Source organism: Arthrobacter sp. fls2-241-R2A-200, from assembly GCF_030209745.1.
In the GTDB taxonomy this organism is placed as follows: Bacteria; Actinomycetota; Actinomycetes; order Actinomycetales; family Micrococcaceae; genus Arthrobacter.
Genome location: NZ_JARVRJ010000009.1, coordinates 1 through 19538, shown reverse-complemented (window position 1 = coordinate 19538; position 19538 = coordinate 1). Strand labels below are relative to the sequence as shown.

14 protein-coding genes are annotated in these 19538 nt (G+C 62.4%); 12 read left to right on the top strand and 2 right to left on the bottom strand.

From position 1 onward, the window contains the following. Nucleotides 1–38: 38 nt before the first annotated feature. The 6 genes from QRN42_RS10080 (at nt 39) to rlmB (ending at nt 4837) form a co-directional block, all read left to right on the top strand. Nucleotides 39–521: a CarD family transcriptional regulator gene (locus tag QRN42_RS10080; RefSeq protein ID WP_011690592.1), complete on the top strand. Its 483-nt coding sequence runs from the start codon at nt 39–41 to the stop codon at nt 519–521. Between the two features lie 66 nt (nt 522–587). Further along, nucleotides 588–1370 carry a 2-C-methyl-D-erythritol 4-phosphate cytidylyltransferase gene (ispD, locus tag QRN42_RS10075; RefSeq protein ID WP_284979057.1) on the top strand — a complete coding sequence of 261 codons (783 nt, stop codon included), beginning with the start codon at nt 588–590 and terminating at the stop codon, nt 1368–1370. Then, nucleotides 1370–1924 (top strand): 2-C-methyl-D-erythritol 2,4-cyclodiphosphate synthase, encoded by a 555-nt coding sequence (gene ispF / locus QRN42_RS10070; protein WP_284977268.1) that lies wholly within the window; start codon nt 1370–1372, stop codon nt 1922–1924. The genes ispD and ispF overlap by 1 nt, the downstream gene beginning before the upstream one ends. Beyond that, nucleotides 1917–2273 (top strand): hypothetical protein, encoded by a 357-nt coding sequence (locus QRN42_RS10065; RefSeq protein WP_284977269.1) that lies wholly within the window; start codon nt 1917–1919, stop codon nt 2271–2273. Before ispF ends, QRN42_RS10065 begins: the two co-directional genes overlap by 8 nt. Before the next feature lie 35 nt (nt 2274–2308). Next, entirely contained in the window at nt 2309–3769 is a 1461-nt protein-coding gene (gene cysS / locus QRN42_RS10060; protein ID WP_284979056.1) for a cysteine--tRNA ligase, read from the top strand. Nucleotides 3770–3850: 81 nt separating this feature from the next. After that, a complete protein-coding gene (gene rlmB, locus QRN42_RS10055) occupies nt 3851–4837 on the top strand; it encodes a 23S rRNA (guanosine(2251)-2'-O)-methyltransferase RlmB (RefSeq protein ID WP_284977271.1) in 987 nt (328 codons plus the stop codon). Nucleotides 4838–4894: 57 nt separating this feature from the next. Here rlmB and QRN42_RS10050 read toward each other — a convergent pair whose 3' ends face one another. Continuing rightward, the gene (locus QRN42_RS10050; protein ID WP_284979055.1) at nt 4895–5704 is read right to left on the bottom strand and encodes a carbon-nitrogen hydrolase family protein; all 810 of its coding nucleotides are present in this window, start codon (nt 5702–5704) and stop codon (nt 4895–4897) included. Nucleotides 5705–5823: 119 nt separating this feature from the next. On the opposite strand from QRN42_RS10050, the gene glgX reads away from it, so the two are divergent. From glgX to QRN42_RS10035, 3 genes are read left to right on the top strand one after another with little or no spacing between them, the layout of a single operon-like run. Further along, nucleotides 5824–7938 (top strand): glycogen debranching protein GlgX, encoded by a 2115-nt coding sequence (gene glgX, locus QRN42_RS10045; protein WP_284979054.1) that lies wholly within the window; start codon nt 5824–5826, stop codon nt 7936–7938. A gap of 43 nt (nt 7939–7981) precedes the next feature. After that, the gene (locus tag QRN42_RS10040) at nt 7982–8440 is read left to right on the top strand and encodes a guanyl-specific ribonuclease (RefSeq protein ID WP_284979053.1); all 459 of its coding nucleotides are present in this window, start codon (nt 7982–7984) and stop codon (nt 8438–8440) included. Nucleotides 8441–8446: 6 nt separating this feature from the next. Continuing rightward, nucleotides 8447–8806 (top strand): barstar family protein, encoded by a 360-nt coding sequence (locus QRN42_RS10035; protein WP_284979052.1) that lies wholly within the window; start codon nt 8447–8449, stop codon nt 8804–8806. A 22-nt stretch (nt 8807–8828) separates the two neighbouring features. On the opposite strand, the gene glgP is transcribed toward QRN42_RS10035, so the two are convergent. Next, nucleotides 8829–11453 carry an alpha-glucan family phosphorylase gene (gene glgP, locus QRN42_RS10030; protein WP_284979051.1) on the bottom strand — a complete coding sequence of 875 codons (2625 nt, stop codon included), beginning with the start codon at nt 11451–11453 and terminating at the stop codon, nt 8829–8831. Nucleotides 11454–11588: 135 nt separating this feature from the next. Here glgP and QRN42_RS10025 point away from each other — a divergent pair, with 135 nt between their 5' ends. The 3 genes from QRN42_RS10025 to QRN42_RS10015 are packed head-to-tail and all read left to right on the top strand — an operon-like array spanning nt 11589 to nt 19143. Beyond that, nucleotides 11589–13673, top strand: a complete 2085-nt coding sequence (locus tag QRN42_RS10025; protein ID WP_284979050.1) for an alpha-1,4-glucan--maltose-1-phosphate maltosyltransferase — start codon at nt 11589–11591, stop codon at nt 13671–13673. Continuing rightward, complete coding sequence (treS, locus tag QRN42_RS10020) at nt 13674–15470, top strand: maltose alpha-D-glucosyltransferase (protein WP_284979049.1); 1797 nt, start codon at nt 13674–13676, stop codon at nt 15468–15470. Nucleotide 15471: 1 nt separating this feature from the next. Then, nucleotides 15472–19143 carry a 1,4-alpha-glucan branching enzyme gene (locus QRN42_RS10015; protein ID WP_284979048.1) on the top strand — a complete coding sequence of 1224 codons (3672 nt, stop codon included), beginning with the start codon at nt 15472–15474 and terminating at the stop codon, nt 19141–19143. The last annotated feature ends 395 nt before the right edge of the window (nt 19144–19538 follow it).

Sequence of the window (19538 nt, the reverse complement as noted above, 5' to 3'; positions counted from 1 at the left end):
ACGTGATAGACTAATCTGCGGGAAAGGGGAAAGTCCACATGGTTTTTGAGGTCGGCGAAACAGTAGTTTACCCTCACCACGGTGCAGCAAAAATTGAGGAAATCAAGATGCGCACCATCAAGGGCGAAGAGAAGATGTATCTCAAGCTCAAGGTGGCTCAGGGTGATCTGACCATTGAAGTTCCAGCAGAGAACGTTGACCTGGTTGGGGTTCGGGACGTAGTGGGCAAAGAAGGCTTGGAGCACGTTTTTGACGTTCTTCGTGCCGAGTTCACCGAAGAGCCCACTAACTGGTCACGTCGTTACAAGGCGAACCTGGAGAAGCTCGCTTCGGGCGATGTCATCAAGGTGGCGGAGGTCGTTCGCGACCTTTGGCGTCGTGATCACGATCGCGGCCTTTCCGCAGGCGAGAAGCGGATGCTGGCCAAGGCTCGGCAAATTCTGATTTCAGAGCTTGCCTTGGCTGAAAAGACGGACGAAGAGAAGGCTGCAAGCGTTCTTGACGAGGTCTTGGCTTCCTAAGAATTGAGTCCCGGTGGTGCGGAAGCGCCGCCGGGTTTCTTTTTGCCACAAAGTAGGCTTGTGGCCATGAGCATTCCTTCCAAGCGCGCCGTCTCGGCCGTGATCGTTGTTGCCGCCGGTTCTGGCGAGCGCCTCGGTTACGGCATACCCAAAGCACAGGTTCCTTTGGGTGGTGAGGCCATTCTGATGCACGCGCTGCGCGGGGTGGTAGCTGCCGACGTCGCGCGGCAGGTATGCGTCGCAGTGCCCCAAGGCGACACAGCCTTGCGCGAGTTGATTGCCGAATTCACCATCGACCTTGTGGATGGTGGCCCCGAAATAACGGTGGTCGACGGCGGAGCCTCCCGGGCGGACTCCGTCCGCGCTGCCATGGCGGCCCTGGAGGACGGAACTGAACTGGTCCTGGTTCACGACGCTGCACGCGCGCTGGCTCCCGAGCGGGTTTTCCAGCGGGTAGCCGATGCCTTGGCCTCCGGCGCGTTGTCTGTCATCCCTGTCATTCCGGTGGTCGACACCATCAAGACGGTGACGGGAACCAGCGGTCCGGATGCCTCCATAGCCCCCGAGGTGGTCACGGGCACAGCTCCGCGGGAGGAGCTTCGCGCAGTGCAGACGCCGCAAGGGTTCGAGTTGGGAACACTTCGCCGTGCACACGAGGCCGCCCGGACTTTTAGCGAGGCGCAAACCGCAGTGGTCACCGACGACGCCATGCTCGTGGAACTCCTTGGCGTCCCGGTGCACGCGGTACAGGGTGCCAGCCAGTCGCTGAAGATCACAACGCCTTTGGACCTCATCATCGCCGAGGGCCTGCTCGAAGGACCGCTCGGCATCCGGTGGGTTGAGGGCTGATGAACTCCCCAGCGAACCTGCCGCTGCCCCGCACGGGCATTGGCATCGATGTCCATGCGTTTGCGCCCGCGGAAGACCCGCAGCCGCTGTGGTTGGGCGGACTCTTTTGGGAGGGCGAGCAAGGCCTTTCCGGCCATTCCGACGGCGATTGCGTAGCCCATGCGGCAGCCGACGCACTCTTTTCCGCGGCGGGAATAGGCGATCTTGGCACCCACTTTGGCACCGACCGCCCTGAGTTTGCCGGCGCTTCCGGAGTGAGCCTTCTTGGGGAAGCCGCACGGATCGTCCGCGCTGCAGGCTTCGAGATCGGGAACGTCGCAGTGCAGTTCGTTGCCAATCGGCCGAAGTTCGGGCCCCGCCGCGAAGAGTCGCAGCGCGTCCTGACGGAAGCTGCGAACGCGCCCGTCAGCGTCACGGCAACCACCAGCGACGGTTTAGGATTTACGGGACGCGGCGAAGGGATTTCTGCCATGGCCACGGCCCTCGTTTACCCTGTGAATCCCGTTACCGTCGCTACCAACCAGACCTTAACGGAAGGTGACCCGCATGCCTGAGTCGCGTACCGGCGTCGTGCGCTTTACTTCGATTCTGTCAGCAGGAGCTGCTGTGGCGCTCCTCCTCGGTGGCTGCGCGGGAGCATCCACCATGGACGTCAAAGCGAGTTGCGAGTTCCTGAATAACGACACTTTCAAGCCGGACGGTAACCAGCAGCACCAGTCCACGCAGATCGCAGCCCACTACCATGACATCGCAGGCAAACTGGCGCCGGAAATAGGCGAGCCCATCAAGGTTATGGCCGGGATCATGGACCAGGCAGCGGCGTCCTCGCTGGGAGCGACCACCCAACAGCAGCAACAACAGCTGAAGGTGCAATTCGACAAGATAGGCCAATACTGCAAGTAGGCGGAGGGGGCCTCGTCATCGGCTAATCTGGAGCGGTGACCTTGCGCTTTTATGACACTGCCTCCGCCGAAGTCCGGGACTTCGTTCCCCTCGAAGACGGCAAAGCGAGCGTGTATTACTGCGGTGCCACCGTCCAAGGGATGCCGCACGTGGGCCACGTCCGGTCCGCGATCGCGTTCGACCAGCTGACCCGTTGGCTTGAGTTCCGTGGCATCCGGGTCACCGTTGTGCGCAATGTCACCGACATTGACGACAAGATCCTGGCCAAGTCGGCGCAGTCGTTCGGACCCGACTGGGAATTGGAACCGACGGCGCGCCAGGCGGAGGAGTGGTGGGCCCTGGCCTACCGCTACGAGCAGGAATTCGAGAACGCCTACGATTCCCTGGGCGTGCAGCGCCCCACGTACGAGCCCCGCGCCACGGGCCACATCCCGGAAATGCATGCCCTCATCCAGCGCCTTATTGACCGCGGCCACGCCTACCCGGCCTCCGATGATTCCGGTGATGTCTATTTCGATGTCCGATCGTGGAGCAAGTACGGGTCACTGACACGGCAGAATATCGACGACATGCAGGGAGCGCCCGACGTCGAGGCTCAATTCATCAGCAGGAAACGCGATCCTCGTGACTTCGCTTTGTGGAAGGGCTACAAAGAGGGGGAGCCACGCTCGGCGAGTTGGGATTCACCATGGGGTGCCGGCCGTCCGGGATGGCACCTCGAGTGCTCGGCGATGGTGACCAAATATCTGGGCCAGCGCTTCGATATCCACGGTGGGGGACTGGACCTTCGCTTCCCGCACCACGAGAACGAAATGGCACAATCGCAGGCTTCCGGGGATGACTTCGCCAACTTCTGGATGCACAACGGCATGGTCACCTACGCGGGCGAAAAAATGTCCAAGTCGATCGGCAATACTGTGAGCCCGGCCGAAATGCTCGAGCTCGCCTCACCCCGCGTTGTCAGGTACTACCTCGGCCAGGCTCACTACCGGTCTGTGCTGGATTACAGGCCCACATCCCTCCAGGAGGCTGCGGCCGCCGTCGAGCGCATTGACGGTTTCATCAGCAAGGCAACGGCCATGCTCCAGACAACCGTGGATGTTGCTCCGCAAGCGAACATACCGCCGGCGTTCAGTGCCGCCATGGACGATGACTTGAACGTGCCCCAAGCGCTCGGAGTCCTCCACGAAACGGTGCGCTCGGGCAACACCGCATTGGCCGCCGGTGACGGGGAAGCAGCCAAGGCGGCCCTGTATAGCGTGCTGTCCATGACCGAAGTGCTTGGGCTCGACGCCGTGAAACAACCCGAAGCTGTCCAGGGCCGCGAACACAATGCCCTCAAGATCCTCGTGGAAGCACAACTCCAGGCCCGTGCAGCAGCGCGGTCCGCCAAGGATTGGGCGGCGTCCGATGCGATTCGCGACACCCTCGCAGCAGCCGGGGTGGTAGTCGAAGATGGTGCGGACGGCGCCACCTGGAGCCTGAAGCGCGGCTGAAAAACGGGCCCGACGGCCGAATTGCATTGGGTCAGTAGACTTGATTCCAGACTTACTCACGAAATCAAGGATGGAAAACTCATGGCCAATAACGGTCGCCGGTCGGTCAAGCAGAAGAAGGGCCCCTCCACCGGAACCGGTGGCCACGGCCGCAAGGCCCTGGAAGGCAAGGGTCCCACGCCCAAAGCGGAGGACCGCACCTACCACAAGGCGTACAAGAGCAAACAGCTCGCGGAGCGCTCGGCCGCCAAGCGCGGCCCTGCACGTCCGGGCACCGGTGCGCGCTCCGGCCCCAAGGGTCGTGCTACTGAAGAACTGGTCACCGGCCGCAACTCCGTGGTTGAAGCCCTGCGCGCAGGCATCCCTGCCAAGGCCCTGCACGTAGCCATCCGGATCGAAATGGATGATCGCGTCAAGGAGTCCCTCAAGCTTGCCGCCGAACGCGGTATCCCGCTCCTGGAAACCGGGAAGCCAGAGCTGGACCGCATGACCGAGGAGGCCGTCCACCAAGGCCTGGTCCTGCAGATCCCTCCGTATGAATACCAGGACGCGTACGACCTCGCCGAGGAAACCCTCGCCAAGTGGAAGAAGGGGCACATCTCCAACGCCCCTATCTTCGTTGCGCTGGACGGCATCACCGACCCCCGCAACCTTGGCGCGATCATCCGCTCCGTCTCAGCCTTCAGTGGCCATGGGGTTATCGTCCCCGAGCGTCGCTCCGTGGGCGTCACGGCCTCTGCATGGAAGACCAGCGCTGGTGCCGCTGTCCGCGTACCGGTGGCCCGCGCGTCGAACCTCAACAACGCGCTCAAGCAGTTCAAGAACATGGGCATCTACGTGCTGGGGCTGGACGGCGACGGCGACGTATCGCTGCCTGACCTCACGGTAGCGACCGAACCGGTATGCATCGTGGTGGGCTCCGAGGGCAAGGGCCTCAGCCGGCTCGTCCGCGAGAATTGCGATCAAATTGTCTCGATCCCCATCGACTCCGCCATGGAATCGCTCAACGCATCGATGGCAGTCGGGATCTCGCTGTACGAGGTCTCGAGGCAGCGCTCCGCAAAGTAATCCCTTAGCTGAGGCGGCGTGGCGCTCCCGACGGGCGGGAGCGCTTTCGCGGGGGAGTTAGAACTCGCGGCGGTTGGCCAGGACCGGGAGTTTTCGCCTGGCATCCTCCACCTCGGCGGGATCGAGATCCGCGAAGATGAGGCCGGGCTCCGCTTCCAGGGCTTCGACCACCTGGCCAAACGGGGACACGACGGCGGAGTACCCAACGCCCGTGGGTGCGGAGCCTCTCGCTTCGACACCCTGGGTTGCGGGGTCGCCTTGCCCGCAAGCGAGAACAAACGTGGTGGTGTCCACGGCCCGGGCGCGCGCCAGAAGCTGCCATTGCTCGGCCTTGCCCGGGCCGGATCCCCAGGACGCGGAAACGATGTTCACCACTGCGCCTCGGTGGGCGTTAGCGGTGAACAAAGCCGGGAAACGTATGTCGTAACAGGTCGCCAACCCGAAGGTGAGGCCTCCGGCGTCGAACGTTACGGGATCAGTGCCGGCTTCAACGGTGTCCGATTCGGCAAAGCCAAACGCGTCAAAAAGGTGCACCTTCTGGTACGCCGCTTCAACGCCGGGGCCTGTGGCAAGCAGCGTGTTGCGGACCCGGGGATGGCCGGATTTCGCGGGCGTGCCGGGGGTGAACATTCCTGCCACAATCACCAACTGCAGCTCGCGGGCGAGTGAGCGCACACGGCTGGCCCAGGGACCATCCAGGGGTTCTGCGATGTCCAGCAAGGAGTTTCCGAAGGCACGCATCATCGCCTCGGGGAAGACCACCAGTTCGGCTCCGCCGTCCTTGGCACGCCGGGCGTATTCCTCCAGCAATTGCAGATTTTGGGCCACATCCCGGCCGCTGATGACTTGGGCGAGCGCCACACGCACGATTCGAACCTCCCGTTTTCTCCTCCCAGTATGGCAACAATAAGGTTTCAAGACCTCGAAACGCGTCACACAGGAGGGTAAGGCGGCACATACTGGCCGTGGAACTAAACTTGCGAGTAATGGTTATGCCTATTTTGGACACAGCAACTGCCGTCGATGCGTCGCGGCCACGGCCACTGGGACTCAGTACGCCCCAGGCCGGCCTCTTTGATGCGGGGAGTGCCGCGAACCATCAAGTGAACGTCGCCGTCTTCGCTCCGGACCTGGAGCACGTGGAAGTCGTGTACCAAGCTCCCGGGGAAGTGTGGCGTACATGCACCCTCCCGAATCTCGAGGACGGCGTGCATTTTGGCCTCGTCACGGGGATGCCCCCGGGAACGCGCTACGGGTTCCGATCGGCGCCGGCGGACGATCGCCTGCCGTTGCCTGTCCAGTCTGAGGACTTTGAGGACGACGCCGGACATCCGCTGCTGCTCGACCCCTACGGACGGGCTGTGGATCAGCGCGGAGAACTCCTGACTAGCGTCCACATGGCGGGCGATTTCGATTGGGGCGACGATACCGCCCCTCGTATTCCCCTTCGGACCTCAGTCATCTACGAGGCCCACGTCCGTGGTCAAACAATGCTGCACCCGGACATCCCTGAGCACCTTCGGGGAACATATGCCGGAATGGCGCACCCGGTGATGATCGAGCACCTCACCGAGTTGGGTATCACCGCGATCCAGCTCCTGCCGATCCATTTCCATCTGGACGAGTCACACCTCCAGGACCTTGGCCTGACCAACTACTGGGGCTATAACACTGCGGCGTTTTTTGCTCCCCACGCCGCGTACGCCACGGAAGCTGCGCGTAATGCCGGACCCCACGCGGTGCAGGACGAACTCAAGGGCATGATAAAGCTGTTGCATGCGGCTGGCATTGAGGTCATTCTCGACGTCGTCTACAACCACACTGCCGAGGCAGGGCCGGACGGGCCACCCATCAGCTTCCGGGGCTTGGCGGAGAAGCGCTATTACCGCCATGACGCCCACGGCCGTTACTTGGATACAACCGGCTGTGGCAACACCTTGGACTTCAGCGATCCCGTGGTGGTGGACTTGGCCTTGGATTCGTTGCGGCACTGGGTCAATGACTACCACGTGGATGGTTTCCGTTTCGATCTCGCCGTGACCCTCTGTCGTGACGCCGGGAACCAGTTCGATTCCAACCATCCCTTCCTCCAAGCCATCGCCGAGGACCCGGTGCTTTCCGAGGTCAAGTTGATCTCCGAGCCGTGGGATGTTGGTTACGGCGGGTGGCAGACGGGCCGTTTTCCGCAGGGCTGGTCGGATTGGAATGACCATTTCCGCGACGGCGTCCGGCGCTTTTGGCTCTCTGACCGCGCGGCAATGGAAGCCGGCGGGCAAGGCGGGTCGGTAGCTTCGTTGGCTGAACTCATGTCCGGCTCAGCTAATCTCTTCGCCCCGTCTGGCCGCACGCGCCTGGCCTCGCTCAACTTCATCACAGCCCATGACGGTTTCACGCTCAAGGACCTGGTGAGCTACGACCGTAAGCACAATGAAGCCAACGGCGAGCAGAACCGTGATGGCCATGGCGACAACCGCAGCTATAACCACGGCTTTGAAGGCAGGAGCGAGAACGAGGCCATCGTGGCCGCCCGCGCCTTGTCAGTACGCAATTTGATGGCTACGTTGCTGCTTTCCTTCGGCGTCCCCATGATCACGGCGGGAGATGAAATCGGCCGGACTCAGCACGGCAACAACAATGCCTACTGCCAGGACAATCCCACATCATGGCTGGACTGGAGCCGAACCCAGGAAGCCAACGCTATGTTCAGGACCACCCGCGAATTGATCCGGCTCCGCAGGTGGTTCCTGCGGCACCAGCCCGAGAGCTTCCCGGCGGCCGCGAACGATTCCAGCCTTCAGTGGTTTGACGACAAAGGAAAGCCGATGACGCCCGCACGATGGGACGACCCAAGTGTGCGTTCTGTCCAGTTGCTGATGGGTCACGAGGACAGCGAGATCCGCGGCCTGGTGGTGGTGAACGGGAGCAACCAGGACGTCAAGATGGTGCTGCCGGAAATCCTCAGCGGGTCCGGGGTGGGCCGTCGGATGTTCGAACTCCGTTTCACAACGTCGGTGCTTCATGATCGCCGGAAGGGTGCGCTTGTGGCCTCGGGGGAGCGGGATATCCTGCAAGCCAACACGATCAATATCTACCGCACATAGCGATCAACCCACTCAGGTACCAAGCAAAGAGGGAGTCCCCCGAATGAACCGCAGCCGCAGCAAGTTGGTGGCCTTTGCGGGTCTGGTGATCGCCGTCGTCGTGCTGGTGGTCGCCATGGTGGGCGGCGGTTCGCTGAAGGCGCCTACCAGCACGCCCGCCACGACGCCGGCACCGGGCGGACCATCGGTTGCTGCAGCTTCCGTTGCCAACCCGTCCAGCCTGCCGGCGATCAACGCGTCACAATTGCCCAAGGAAGCCCGGCAGACGTTGGCGCTGATCGTCAAGGGAGGGCCTTTCCCGTATAGCCGGGATGGGATTAATTTCGGAAACTTCGAGGGTGTGCTGCCCAAGAAACCCAGCGGATTCTACGCGGAGTACACGGTGGTCACGCCGGGAGAGGCAGACCGGGGCGCGCGCAGGATCATTGCGGGCAAGGACTCAGCCAAGTACTACACGGCAGACCATTACCAAACGTTCAAGTTCATTGTCGAAGACAAGTAGGAGCCCATGAAGATCTATTCGGCAGACACGTGGACCCTTGAGGAACTGCAGGAACAGGTCGCGGACGCGGGCCGCAGGACCGTCCTCGTGCCACCCGCGGCAACCAAACAGGGAGTCCTTGAGGTTTTCGGGCAAGTCCTTGATTTCCCCGAATACTACGGCGTGAACCTCGATGCCCTCAATGACTCCCTGCATGACTTCGCGGATGCCCTCTCAGAGGACGACGACGGCCCGGTCACCATGCTCTGGCAGGTGCCTGCCGCCTACCGCACGGACCGTTCCTTCGGCGTCGTCTGCGAGATCCTGCAGGACGCGGAGCGTTACGCAGGCCGGGACCTCGCAGTGATCGCAGTCTTCCAGAACTAAGCCGCCCAACGGGCGAGCCTGGCTAGGCGTTCGCGATCAACCCCAGCTCAGCCTTGGAAGCCAGCGAGGAGTGCTTCGGGAACACGCGCACGGTGTAACCAAAGGAACCTGAGCGGTTGATGACCAAGGAACCGCTGAAGAGGTAACGTCCGCCGCCGAGGTCCTCTTGGGAATCCAGTTCGGCGAGCAGGACATCGTCGAGTTCGTCCGATTCCTCGGCGCGACCGAACGCCACTTCCACGCACACGTCGTCAGGGGTCAAGTTGTCCAGGGCCACGTAGGCGTTCACCTGGAGGGCGTCACCCACCTGGGGCTCCTCGGACACTCCCACGGAGTCCACATGTTCCACCACAACCTCGGGCCAAGCGCTGCGGACCTTGGAGGTCCAGGCCGCGAGCTCCTTGGCCTCCTTGAACGATTCCGCCGTGGCACGCCGTCCGGCCAACGCTGCAGGGCAGTACAGGTTGTTCACGTAATCGTGGAGCATGCGTTCGGCCGAGACAGCCGGGCCCAGATTGGCCAGCGTGTGCTTGATCATGGCCACCCAATGGGTTGGCACCGTTTCCTGGCTGTACTCGGACGGCCCTGCGGCCCCGGCTCCCTGCGCAACGGTGGTGCCGTAGAAGCGCGGAGCCACCTGGTTCTCCAGCAATTCGTAGAGCGCGGCAGCTTCGATGTCGTCGCGCTCGTCCGATGACGCGCCGTTGTTGGCCGTCGGAATCGCCCAGCCGTTTTCGCCGTCGTACATCTCGTCCCACCAGCCGTCCAAGACCGAAAGGTTGAGCGAGCCGTTGATCGCGGCCTTCATTCCGGAGGTGCCGCAGGCTTCCAAGGGGCGGAGCGGGTTGTTGAGCCACACATCACAACCGGGGAACAACGTCCGTGCCATGGCAATGTCGTAGTTCGGGAGGAAGACGATGCGGTGCCTGACTTCGGGATCGTCCGTGAAGCGGACCAAGTCCTGGATCATCTTTTTGCCCGCGTCATCGGCCGGGTGCGACTTGCCCGCGATGACCAACTGGATGGGGCGTTGGGGGTCCAGCAAGAGTGCCTTGAGGCGGGCGGGGTTCCGTAGCATGAGCGTGAGGCGTTTGTAGGTTGGGACACGCCGGGCGAAGCCAATCGTCAAAACATCGGGATCCAACACGGAGTCAGTCCAGCCAAGTTCGGCATCGGCGGCGCCGCGCTTCTTCCACGAGGCCCGGAGCCGGCGTCGAACGTCCTCAACGAGCTGGGCGCGCAACTTGCGGCGAAGGGCCCACACGTCCTCGTCGCTGACGTCGTAGGCGAGGTCCCACCGGCCCTGCGCCTCGGCTTCAGCGCCAAAGTGGTGGCGGGCCAGGGAGGCAACCAACGGGTCCACCCACGTGGGCGCGTGAACGCCATTGGTGACGGAGGTAATCGGGATTTCGGAGTGGTCGAATCCTGGCCATAGGCCGGAGAACATCTCTCGGGAAACAACGCCGTGCAACTTGGCCACGCCGTTGGCCCGTTGGGCAAGGCGCAAGCCCATGACAGCCATGTTGAAGACGGACGGGTTACCGCCGTCGTAGTTCTCACTGCCGAGTTCCAGGATCCTGTCCGTGGGCACCGCCGGGGCGAGCCCCGCTTCGAAGAAGTGCCGTATCTGGACGGTCTCGAACCGGTCGATGCCGGCTGGGACCGGGGTGTGGGTGGTGAAAACCGTGGACGCCCGTCCCGCTGCCAGGGCCTCTTCCCACGTCAAAGCGTTGTTGGGATCGGACATGGCTTCCTGGATCCGCTCGATCCCCAGGAAACCGGCGTGGCCCTCATTGGTGTGGAATACCTCCGGGGCGGGGTTGCCGGTGAGCTCCTGGTAGACGCGCAGGGCCTTGACGCCGCCCATGCCGAGCAGAAGTTCCTGTTGCAGGCGGTGGTCGCCTCCTCCGCCATACAGGCGGTCAGTGATGCCGCGTGCGGCTTCGTCATTGGACGGAACGTTGGAGTCCAGCAGCAGCAGTGGAACGCGGCCGACGTCGGCCCGCCACACATGCGCGTGCAGCTCGCGTCCGTTGGGAAGCGGCAAGGAGATATGCACGGGCTTGCCGGGGACCCCGTCTTTGCCCGGGTGCCGAAGCAACGTCAGGGGCAGGCCGTCGGGATCGAGCACAGGATAGGTCTCCTGCTGCCAGGCGTCACGGGACAAGGATTGCTTGAAGTAGCCTGCTTGGTACAAGAGCCCGACGCCGATCAGCGGCACGCCCAGATCCGATGCCGCTTTGAGGTGGTCACCGGCAAGAATTCCGAGGCCACCGGAATACTGCGGCAAGACTTCCGTGATGCCAAACTCGGGGGAGAAGTAGGCGATGCACGCGGGCGCGTCGTCGCCCAGGCTTTGGTACCAGCGCGGTTCACTGAGGTAGCGGTCCAGGTCTGCCGCCGCCTCTTGCACCCGGTTCACCAGCTCACCGTTATTGGCGAGGTCCTGAAGGCGTTCGCGGCTGATGGAACCCAAAAGGGCAATGGGATCATGCTGCGAGGCCTCCCAGAGTGCGGGGTCCAAGCCCGCAAAAAGTTCCCGGGTTGGCCGGTGCCAGGACCAGCGCAAATTGGTCGCCAAACGCGCCAACGGCCGGATGGACTCGGGGAGGACGGTACGGACTGTAAACCTTCGAATAGCCTTCACGAGCGCCACACTAACCGACGGACCTGCCAGCCGGTACTGCTTTGGGTTTCTTTTAGGTAAAAGTCATCCTCAATGCGGACATGCGCGAAAGATAGGTCGTGTACTTAGCATTCTTGTGGGATTGTCGCTAACGTCGTGCTTGTGACGAATACCGTGCGAACCACCCCCGCTCTGAAATCCAAGACGAAAACGGACATAACCGACGGACTTCGCTTCGGTCGGTTCCCCATCACGGCCGTTCAGCCGGTGGTGGACGGTGGCCGTTTCCCGGCAAAGGCCCTGCCTGGAGAGGACCTCGCCGTCGGCGCCACGGTCTTCCGGGAAGGCCACGACCAGCTCGGTGTCACCGCCGTGCTGCTCGACCCCAGGGGCCGGGAACGCCAACGCGTCCGCCTCATGCCCGCCCAAGGCGAGCAGTGGCGGGGCCTGGACCGCTGGGAAGGCCTCATCACCCCCAGCGGCACCGGCGCGTGGTCGTTCGTTATCGAAGCTTGGCACGACTGTTATGGCACGTGGCACCACAACGCCGAAGTCAAGGTTGGCGCCGGCATCGACGTCGAGCTGATGCTCGCCGAGGGCGCGGCGCTCCTTGGAGAGGCAGCCGACGACGCCGGACGCACCGGCGCGGAGAAGCGCACCTTGCGGGCGGCCTCAGTCGCGCTCGCGGACGCCACGAAATCTGCCGAGGAGCGCCTCGGGGCAGGGTTCAGCGCGGAGGTGCTTGCCGCCGTCGGGCGCGTTCCGATCCGTGAACTCGTGACGACCTCAGAGCGGTTCCCCCTGCAGGTGGAGCGCGACCTCGCCGGCCGTGGCTCTTGGTATGAGTTCTTCCCCCGTTCCGAAGGTGCCGTCCTGGACCACGCCACGGGCGAATGGACCTCCGGAAACTTCCGCACCGCTGCGAAGAGGCTCGACGCCGTCGCGGACATGGGCTTCGACGTCATCTACCTGCCACCCATCCACCCCATCGGTTTCCAGCACCGGAAGGGCCGCAACAACACGTTGACCCCGGGACCGCAGGATCCGGGGTCGCCGTGGGCCATCGGCTCAAAGGATGGTGGCCATGACGCCATCCATCCGGACCTGGGTACGTTCGCGGATTTTGATGCCTTTGTGGCACGCGCCGGGGAGCTTGGGCTGGAGGTGGCTTTGGACCTTGCACTGCAGGCTGCTCCGGACCACCCGTGGGTCACGAGTAATCCCGAATGGTTCACCACGCGCGTTGACGGGTCCATCGCCTACGCGGAGAACCCGCCGAAGAAGTACCAAGACATCTTCCCCCTGAACTTCGACAACGACCCTGCGGGCCTTTCCAAGGAAATCCTGCGGATCGTGCAGTTGTGGATCAGCCACGGAGTGAAGATTTTCCGCGTGGACAACCCGCATACCAAGCCCGTTTGGTTCTGGGAATGGTTGATCGGAAAGATCAACAAGAAGAACCCGGAGGTCGTCTTCCTGGCAGAGGCCTTCACCCGTCCGCCCATGATGCATGCGCTGGGCCGCGCCGGTTTCCAGCAGTCCTATTCATACTTCACGTGGCGCAACACCAAGACGGAGCTGGAAGAGTACTTCCACGAGATCAGCCACGTCAGCCCGGCGTACTTCCGGCCGAACTTCTTCGTGAACACCCCGGACATCCTCACCGAGTACCTGCAGTATGGCGGCCCGGCGGCGTTCAAGATCCGTGCTGTCCTCGCGGCCACTGCCAGCCCTTTGTGGGGCGTGTACGCCGGCTACGAACTCTATGAACATGTGGCACGCCCAGGTGCCGAAGAGTACATAGACAACGAAAAGTACGAGTACAAGGCCAGGGATTGGGACGGTGCCGCAGAGTCCGGCAGGACCATGGCCCCGTACATCACCCGTCTCAACACCATCCGCAAGGATCACGTGGCGTTGGGTGACCTGCAGAACCTCACGCTGCACCACAGCACGGACGATTCCACGATTGTCTACTCAAAGCACAAAACCCTTCCTGACGGCACCAAGGACACCTTGATCATTGTGGTCAATGTGGATCCCCACAACACCCGGGAGAGCACCGTCTCCTTGGACTTGGCAGCCCTGCAGTTGGATCCTTCGGACCTTAACGAGGATGGACGCTTCCGGGTCGATGACCTGATCAGCGGCCAAAGCTGGGAGTGGGGCGAGCACAACTATGTTCGGCTGGACGCCCACGTTGAACCGGCGCACGTCCTGAGCATCCGGAGGCGGCCCTAAGTGAGTTTTTCTCCGCAGAACCCCACCCAGTACTTCACCCCGAAGAACACGTTCGAGCTGAACGCGCCAGGTCTCCAGCATGATCCGCATTGGTACCGCAAGGCAGTCTTCTATGAGGTGCTGGTCCGGGCTTTTGCGGATGCGAACGGGGACGGGTCCGGTGATTTCCACGGCCTGATCGCCAAGCTGGACTATCTCCAATGGCTGGGTGTGGATTGCCTCTGGTTGCCGCCGTTCTTCCATTCCCCGTTGCGCGATGGTGGCTACGACATCGCGGACTACACGTCCGTGTTGGATGAATTCGGCACCATCAGCGATTTCAAACGGTTGGTGGCCGAGGCACATGCCAGGGGAGTCCGGGTCATCATCGACCTTCCGTTGAACCACACCTCAGACCAGCACCCGTGGTTTCAGGAGTCGCGTAAGGACCCCACCGGTCCGTACGGCGACTTCTATGTGTGGAGCGATACGGACGAGAAGTACCAGGATGCCCGCATCATCTTCGTGGACACCGAGGAGTCCAACTGGACCTTCGATCCCATCCGTAGGCAGTTCTTCTGGCACCGCTTCTTCAGCCACCAACCAGACCTGAACTTCGAGAACCCCAAGGTGACCGAGGCGTTATACGACGTCGTCCGGTTTTGGCTGGACCAAGGAATCGACGGCTTCCGCGCCGACGCCATTCCCTACCTCTTCGAGGAAGACGGCACCAACTGCGAGAACCTCGCGGCCACGCATAAGTTCCTCCAGGACCTTCGCCGGATGGTCGACGAGAACTACCCGGGCAGGGTGATCATCGCCGAAGCGAACCAGCCGCCGCACGAGGTTGTGGAGTATTTCGGCACCGAGGAAGCTCCCGAGTGCCATATGGCATTCCATTTTCCGATCATGCCGCGGCTTTATTATGCTTTGCGGGACCAAAAAGCCGCTCCGATCATCGAAACGCTGCGTGATACCCCGCCCATACCCAAGGGAGCCCAGTGGGGCACCTTCCTGAGGAACCACGACGAACTCACTTTGGAGATGGTCTCGGCGGATGACCGGGCCGCCATGCTGGGCTGGTACGCACCCGATCCGCGGATGCGGGCCAACATCGGAATTCGACGCCGGTTGGCGCCTCTGCTGGACAATTCACGGTCCGAGATTGAACTGATCAACGCTTTGCTGCTGTCCCTTCCCGGCAGCCCGTTCCTGTACTACGGAGACGAGATCGGGATGGGCGACAACATCTGGCTGGATGACCGCGACGCGGTGCGTACCCCGATGCAGTGGACACCGGACCGCAACGCAGGCTTCTCCGCCGCAGATCCGGGAAAGTTGTATCTGCCCGTTATCCAGTCCCTGGTCTACAACTACGCCATGGCCAATGTGGAAGCAGAATCGGCACACTCGGGTTCCTTACTGCGCTGGACGCGCCAAATATTGAGCGTCCGGAAGAACCATCCAGTGTTCGGCTTGGGCGGTTTCCGCCATATCGAGGCGGACCACGAGGTCGTGTTGGCTTACGTTCGGGAGCTCGCGCCGGGAAACGCGGAAGGAGAAGACGCAGAAACCATCCTGTGCGTCTTCAACCTTTCTCAACACCCCGTGGCGGCAACCTTGGACCTCCCCGAGTTTGCAGGCCGTGGCCTGCGAGATATTTTCGGCGGCCAGCCGTTCCCGGCTGTCGGAGACAACGGTCAGTTGACCGTCATGCTGGGCAGCCACAACTTTTACTGGCTGCGGCTTCGCTCGGCTTTTTCCAATCCCGCGTCGCCTTTTACGCAGGCGATCCCAGTGGTGACGTCCAAAGGATGAGATGAGCAAGGAAAACTTGAACCCCTCCATTGAAGGACTTCTCAGGAACTGGCTGCCAGGAAAACGCTGGTTCCCCGTCAAAAGCGGCGACTTTGCGCTGGAGCGCGTTGGCGGCTTCAGCCTTCCCGTTGCGCGCGGCGGTACCGGCCTGGAGGTGGTCCTGCTGGCGGTGACCTACCGAACGGCCGACGGTGTACAGCGAACTGACGTGGTGCAGGTCCCGCTGAGCTACCGGAGCCACGAGTCCGCTGAGGCTTCCGCCGCCCTGCTGGGCCAGTACACGGACCCTGACCATGGCATCCGAGCGGTTTACGACGCCGTCTACGATCCCGATTTCGTGGCTGCCTGGTTGGAGCTCATGCGCAGCGAAGCATCGTTGCCGGATGGACTTGCCCGCGGACATGTCACCCGCGGCAGTGTGGCCCTTCCGGCCAAGCCCACCTCCATCCGGGTTATCTCCGGCGAACAGTCCAACACCTCCGTGATAGTGGACGACGGCGATTCGGCAGCTATCGTGAAGATCTTCCGGGTGGTGGCGGCAGGCAAGAACCCCGAAGTGGAACTGGGCGCGGCCCTGACCGCGGCCAGCACCCGTGAAGTTCCCGCGACGCTTGGTTGGATTACCGGCTCCTGGGCGGACCCGGCGTCGAACGCTTCCGCAGCGGCAACAGGCGAGCTGACGGTCGCCCATGAGTTCCTTGCGGGCGGGCAGGACGCCTGGCGGTTGGCCGTTGACGCCGCCGCCGCCGGTCAGGACTTCACTGAGGAGGCCCGCGGCCTCGGCGCTGCGACCGCCACGGTCCACGCCCGGCTCGCTGAAACTTTCGGCACCACCGATGGCCAGCTGCAGGGTGATGAGATCATTGCCACGGTGGATCGTCGCATGCGGCAGTCGTGGGCCGAGGCAGCGTCCGCCGTCGGGCCTTATGGCGACGAACTTGACCACCTGCTGGCGGCCCTGACCCCCCAGGACGTCGGGCAGTTGCAGCGAGTCCATGGGGACCTGCACCTGGGCCAGATTCTGAGGGTGCCAAGCCGTGACGGGCGAGCCGGCCGGTGGGCCATTCTCGACTTCGAGGGCGAGCCACTACGCACGATCAACGAACGCAACACCCCTGATCTGCCGTTGCGCGACGTTACCGGCATGCTGAGGTCGTTTGACTACGCTGCCGGTGCGGCCATGCGCGAAAACGCCGAAGCCCACGTGCCGGACACATGGGTGGACGATTGTGCCACGGCGTTCCTCGAGGGGTACAGCGAGGTCAATCCGGGAACCATAGACCGCCGCTCGCCGCTCTTTGTGGCATTGTGGCTGGACAAGGCACTGTACGAGGTGGTTTATGAACTGCGAAACCGGCCGGACTGGTTGTCCATTCCGGTCAAGGCAGCACAACGAATCCTGGACACAACAAGCCGTGGAAAGCACGCGGCAGCTACAGCGGAAGGTAACTACATGACTGGCTCTGCACGCACCGATCGGCCCCGAGTTCCCCTGCACGTGGACTCCGAGACCTTGGAACGCGTGGCTGCCGGCGCCTACCACGCACCGCATTCGGTACTCGGCGCCCACCTCGATGACCACGGACACGTGACCATCCGCACCGTCAAGCACCTCGCCAAATCCGTGACGGTGGTGACGGAGGCAGGGCGCACAGAGATGACCCACGAGTCACACGGCGTCTGGGTTGCCGTCCTGGAACCGGTCCAGCACGGCCACGCACCGGACTACCGTTTGGAAGTGGTGTACGACGCCGAACCCGTCACCATCGATGACCCGTACCACTACCTGCCCACCGTCGGAGAGGTGGACCTGCACCTCATCGGTGAAGGCCGTCATGAGCGTTTGTGGGACGTCTTGGGCGCCCACGTCCAGCACTATCGCTCCGCGCTCAGCGATGTGGACGGTGTTTCGTTCGCCGTGTGGGCGCCGAATGCCCAAGCGGTGCGTGTCAAAGGCGACTTCAACGGCTGGGACGGCCGCTCGCACGGTATGCGCTCACTGGGCTCTTCGGGAGTCTGGGAGCTCTTCATTCCAGGCGTTGTAGCAGGGGCGTGCTACAAATACGAGATCCTTACCAAAGGCGGCGAGTGGTTGGAGAAAGCCGATCCTTTGGCCTTCGGTACCGAGGTCCCGCCCCTGACCGCATCCCGCGTGGTTGATCCCAGCTACCGGTTCAAAGACGACGAGTGGATGACCGCCCGTGCGGCACGGGACCCGCACAATTCACCGATGAGCGTCTACGAGGTGCACTTGGGGTCGTGGCGCCTGGGCCTTGGCTACAAAGAGTTGGCCAAGGAGCTCGTTGAGTACGTGAAGTGGCTCGGCTTTACCCACGTGGAATTCATGCCCGTGGCCGAGCACCCCTTCGGTGGTTCATGGGGATACCAAGTGACCTCCTACTTTGCGCCGACGTCGAGGTTCGGCCACCCGGACGAGTTCCGGTTCTTGGTTGATTCCCTCCACCAAGCAGGGATCGGCGTCCTCTTGGACTGGGTTCCCGCCCACTTCCCCAAGGACTCTTGGGCCTTGGCAAAGTTCGACGGGCAGCCGTTGTATGAGCACTCGGACCCGGCTTTGGGTGAACACCCGGACTGGGGCACTTTGATCTTCGACTTCGGCCGCAGCGAAGTCCGGAACTTCCTGGTGGCCAACGCCTTGTACTGGTTGGAGGAATTCCACATCGATGGCCTCCGCGTGGACGCGGTGGCCTCCATGATCTACCTGGACTACTCCCGCGAAGAAGGCCAATGGCGGCCCAACAAGTTTGGTGGCCGCGAAAACCTCGAGGCGATTTCCTTCATGCAGGAAGTCAACGCGACGGTCTACAAGTCCCACCCAGGAGCGATCATCATCGCCGAGGAGTCCACGGCTTTCCCCGGTGTCACGGCGCCCACCAACCACGGCGGACTGGGCTTCGGCCTCAAATGGAACATGGGGTGGATGCATGACTCGCTGAAATACATCTCCGAGGACCCCATCAACCGGAAATGGCACCACGGCACCATTACCTTTTCCTTGGTCTATGCCTTTACCGAGAATTTCCTGCTGCCCATCAGCCACGATGAGGTTGTCCACGGCAAGGGATCCTTGCTCCGGAAGATGCCCGGCGACCGTTGGCAACAGTTGGCGAATCTCCGCTCATTCTTCGCTTACCAGTGGGCACACCCGGGCAAACAGCTGATCTTCATGGGTACGGAGTTCGGGCAGGAGGCCGAGTGGTCCGAGCAATACGGACTCGACTGGTTCCTGGCTGACATCCCCTCCCACCGTGGCATCCAGCTTCTCGTGAAGGATCTCAACGAGCTCTACGCATCGACTCCGGCGCTTTACGAACGGGACAACGAGGCGGGCGGATTCCAGTGGATTAATGGTGGGGACGCCGATCACAACGTCCTGACGTTTATCCGTTGGAGTAACGACGGGAAACCTCTCGTTTGCGCGGTGAACTTCTCCGGAGGCCCGCACAAGGACTACATCTTGGGCGTCCCATCCGCGGGAGAGTGGACCGAGGTTCTGAACACGGATTCCGAAACATATGGCGGCTCGGGTGTTGTCAACGCCGGTGTCCTCAAAGCCACGGCGCCGGGAACGGACGGCCAGCCAGCTGCGTTGACCGTAACGCTGCCGCCCCTCGGCGCTTCCTGGTTCACCGTGGCGGACGAGGTCCGGTAGCTGAGTGGATTCGGTGACTGACTAGGTTCAGTGACTGACTTGGCACGGTGAGTGACTAGATAGCCAGGAGCGGAGGGCCTGGAGCTGCGTGCTCCGGGCCCTCCTTCCCTATGTTTCAGGGGTAATTCCACGGTTTCGGATCCCGCAGGGAGTTGCCTTGCTGGGGCCCTTTGCCATCTCGCCGGACTGGAGGTATAGTTAGTACCCGCGCTGCTCCACGAGCTGAGATCGCAAGCTGACAAGAAACCGCAAGGAAATCTACGTCATGCGTGTCGATTTGACTCCAAGGAATCCAGCCGGTAAGTTTGGAAAGTTGCTCCGGAGCGATCCTGGACCCTGTTGGGGTGTGGGTGGTGCCGGTTAGTGTCTGTTGTTTGAGAACTCAATAGTGTGCC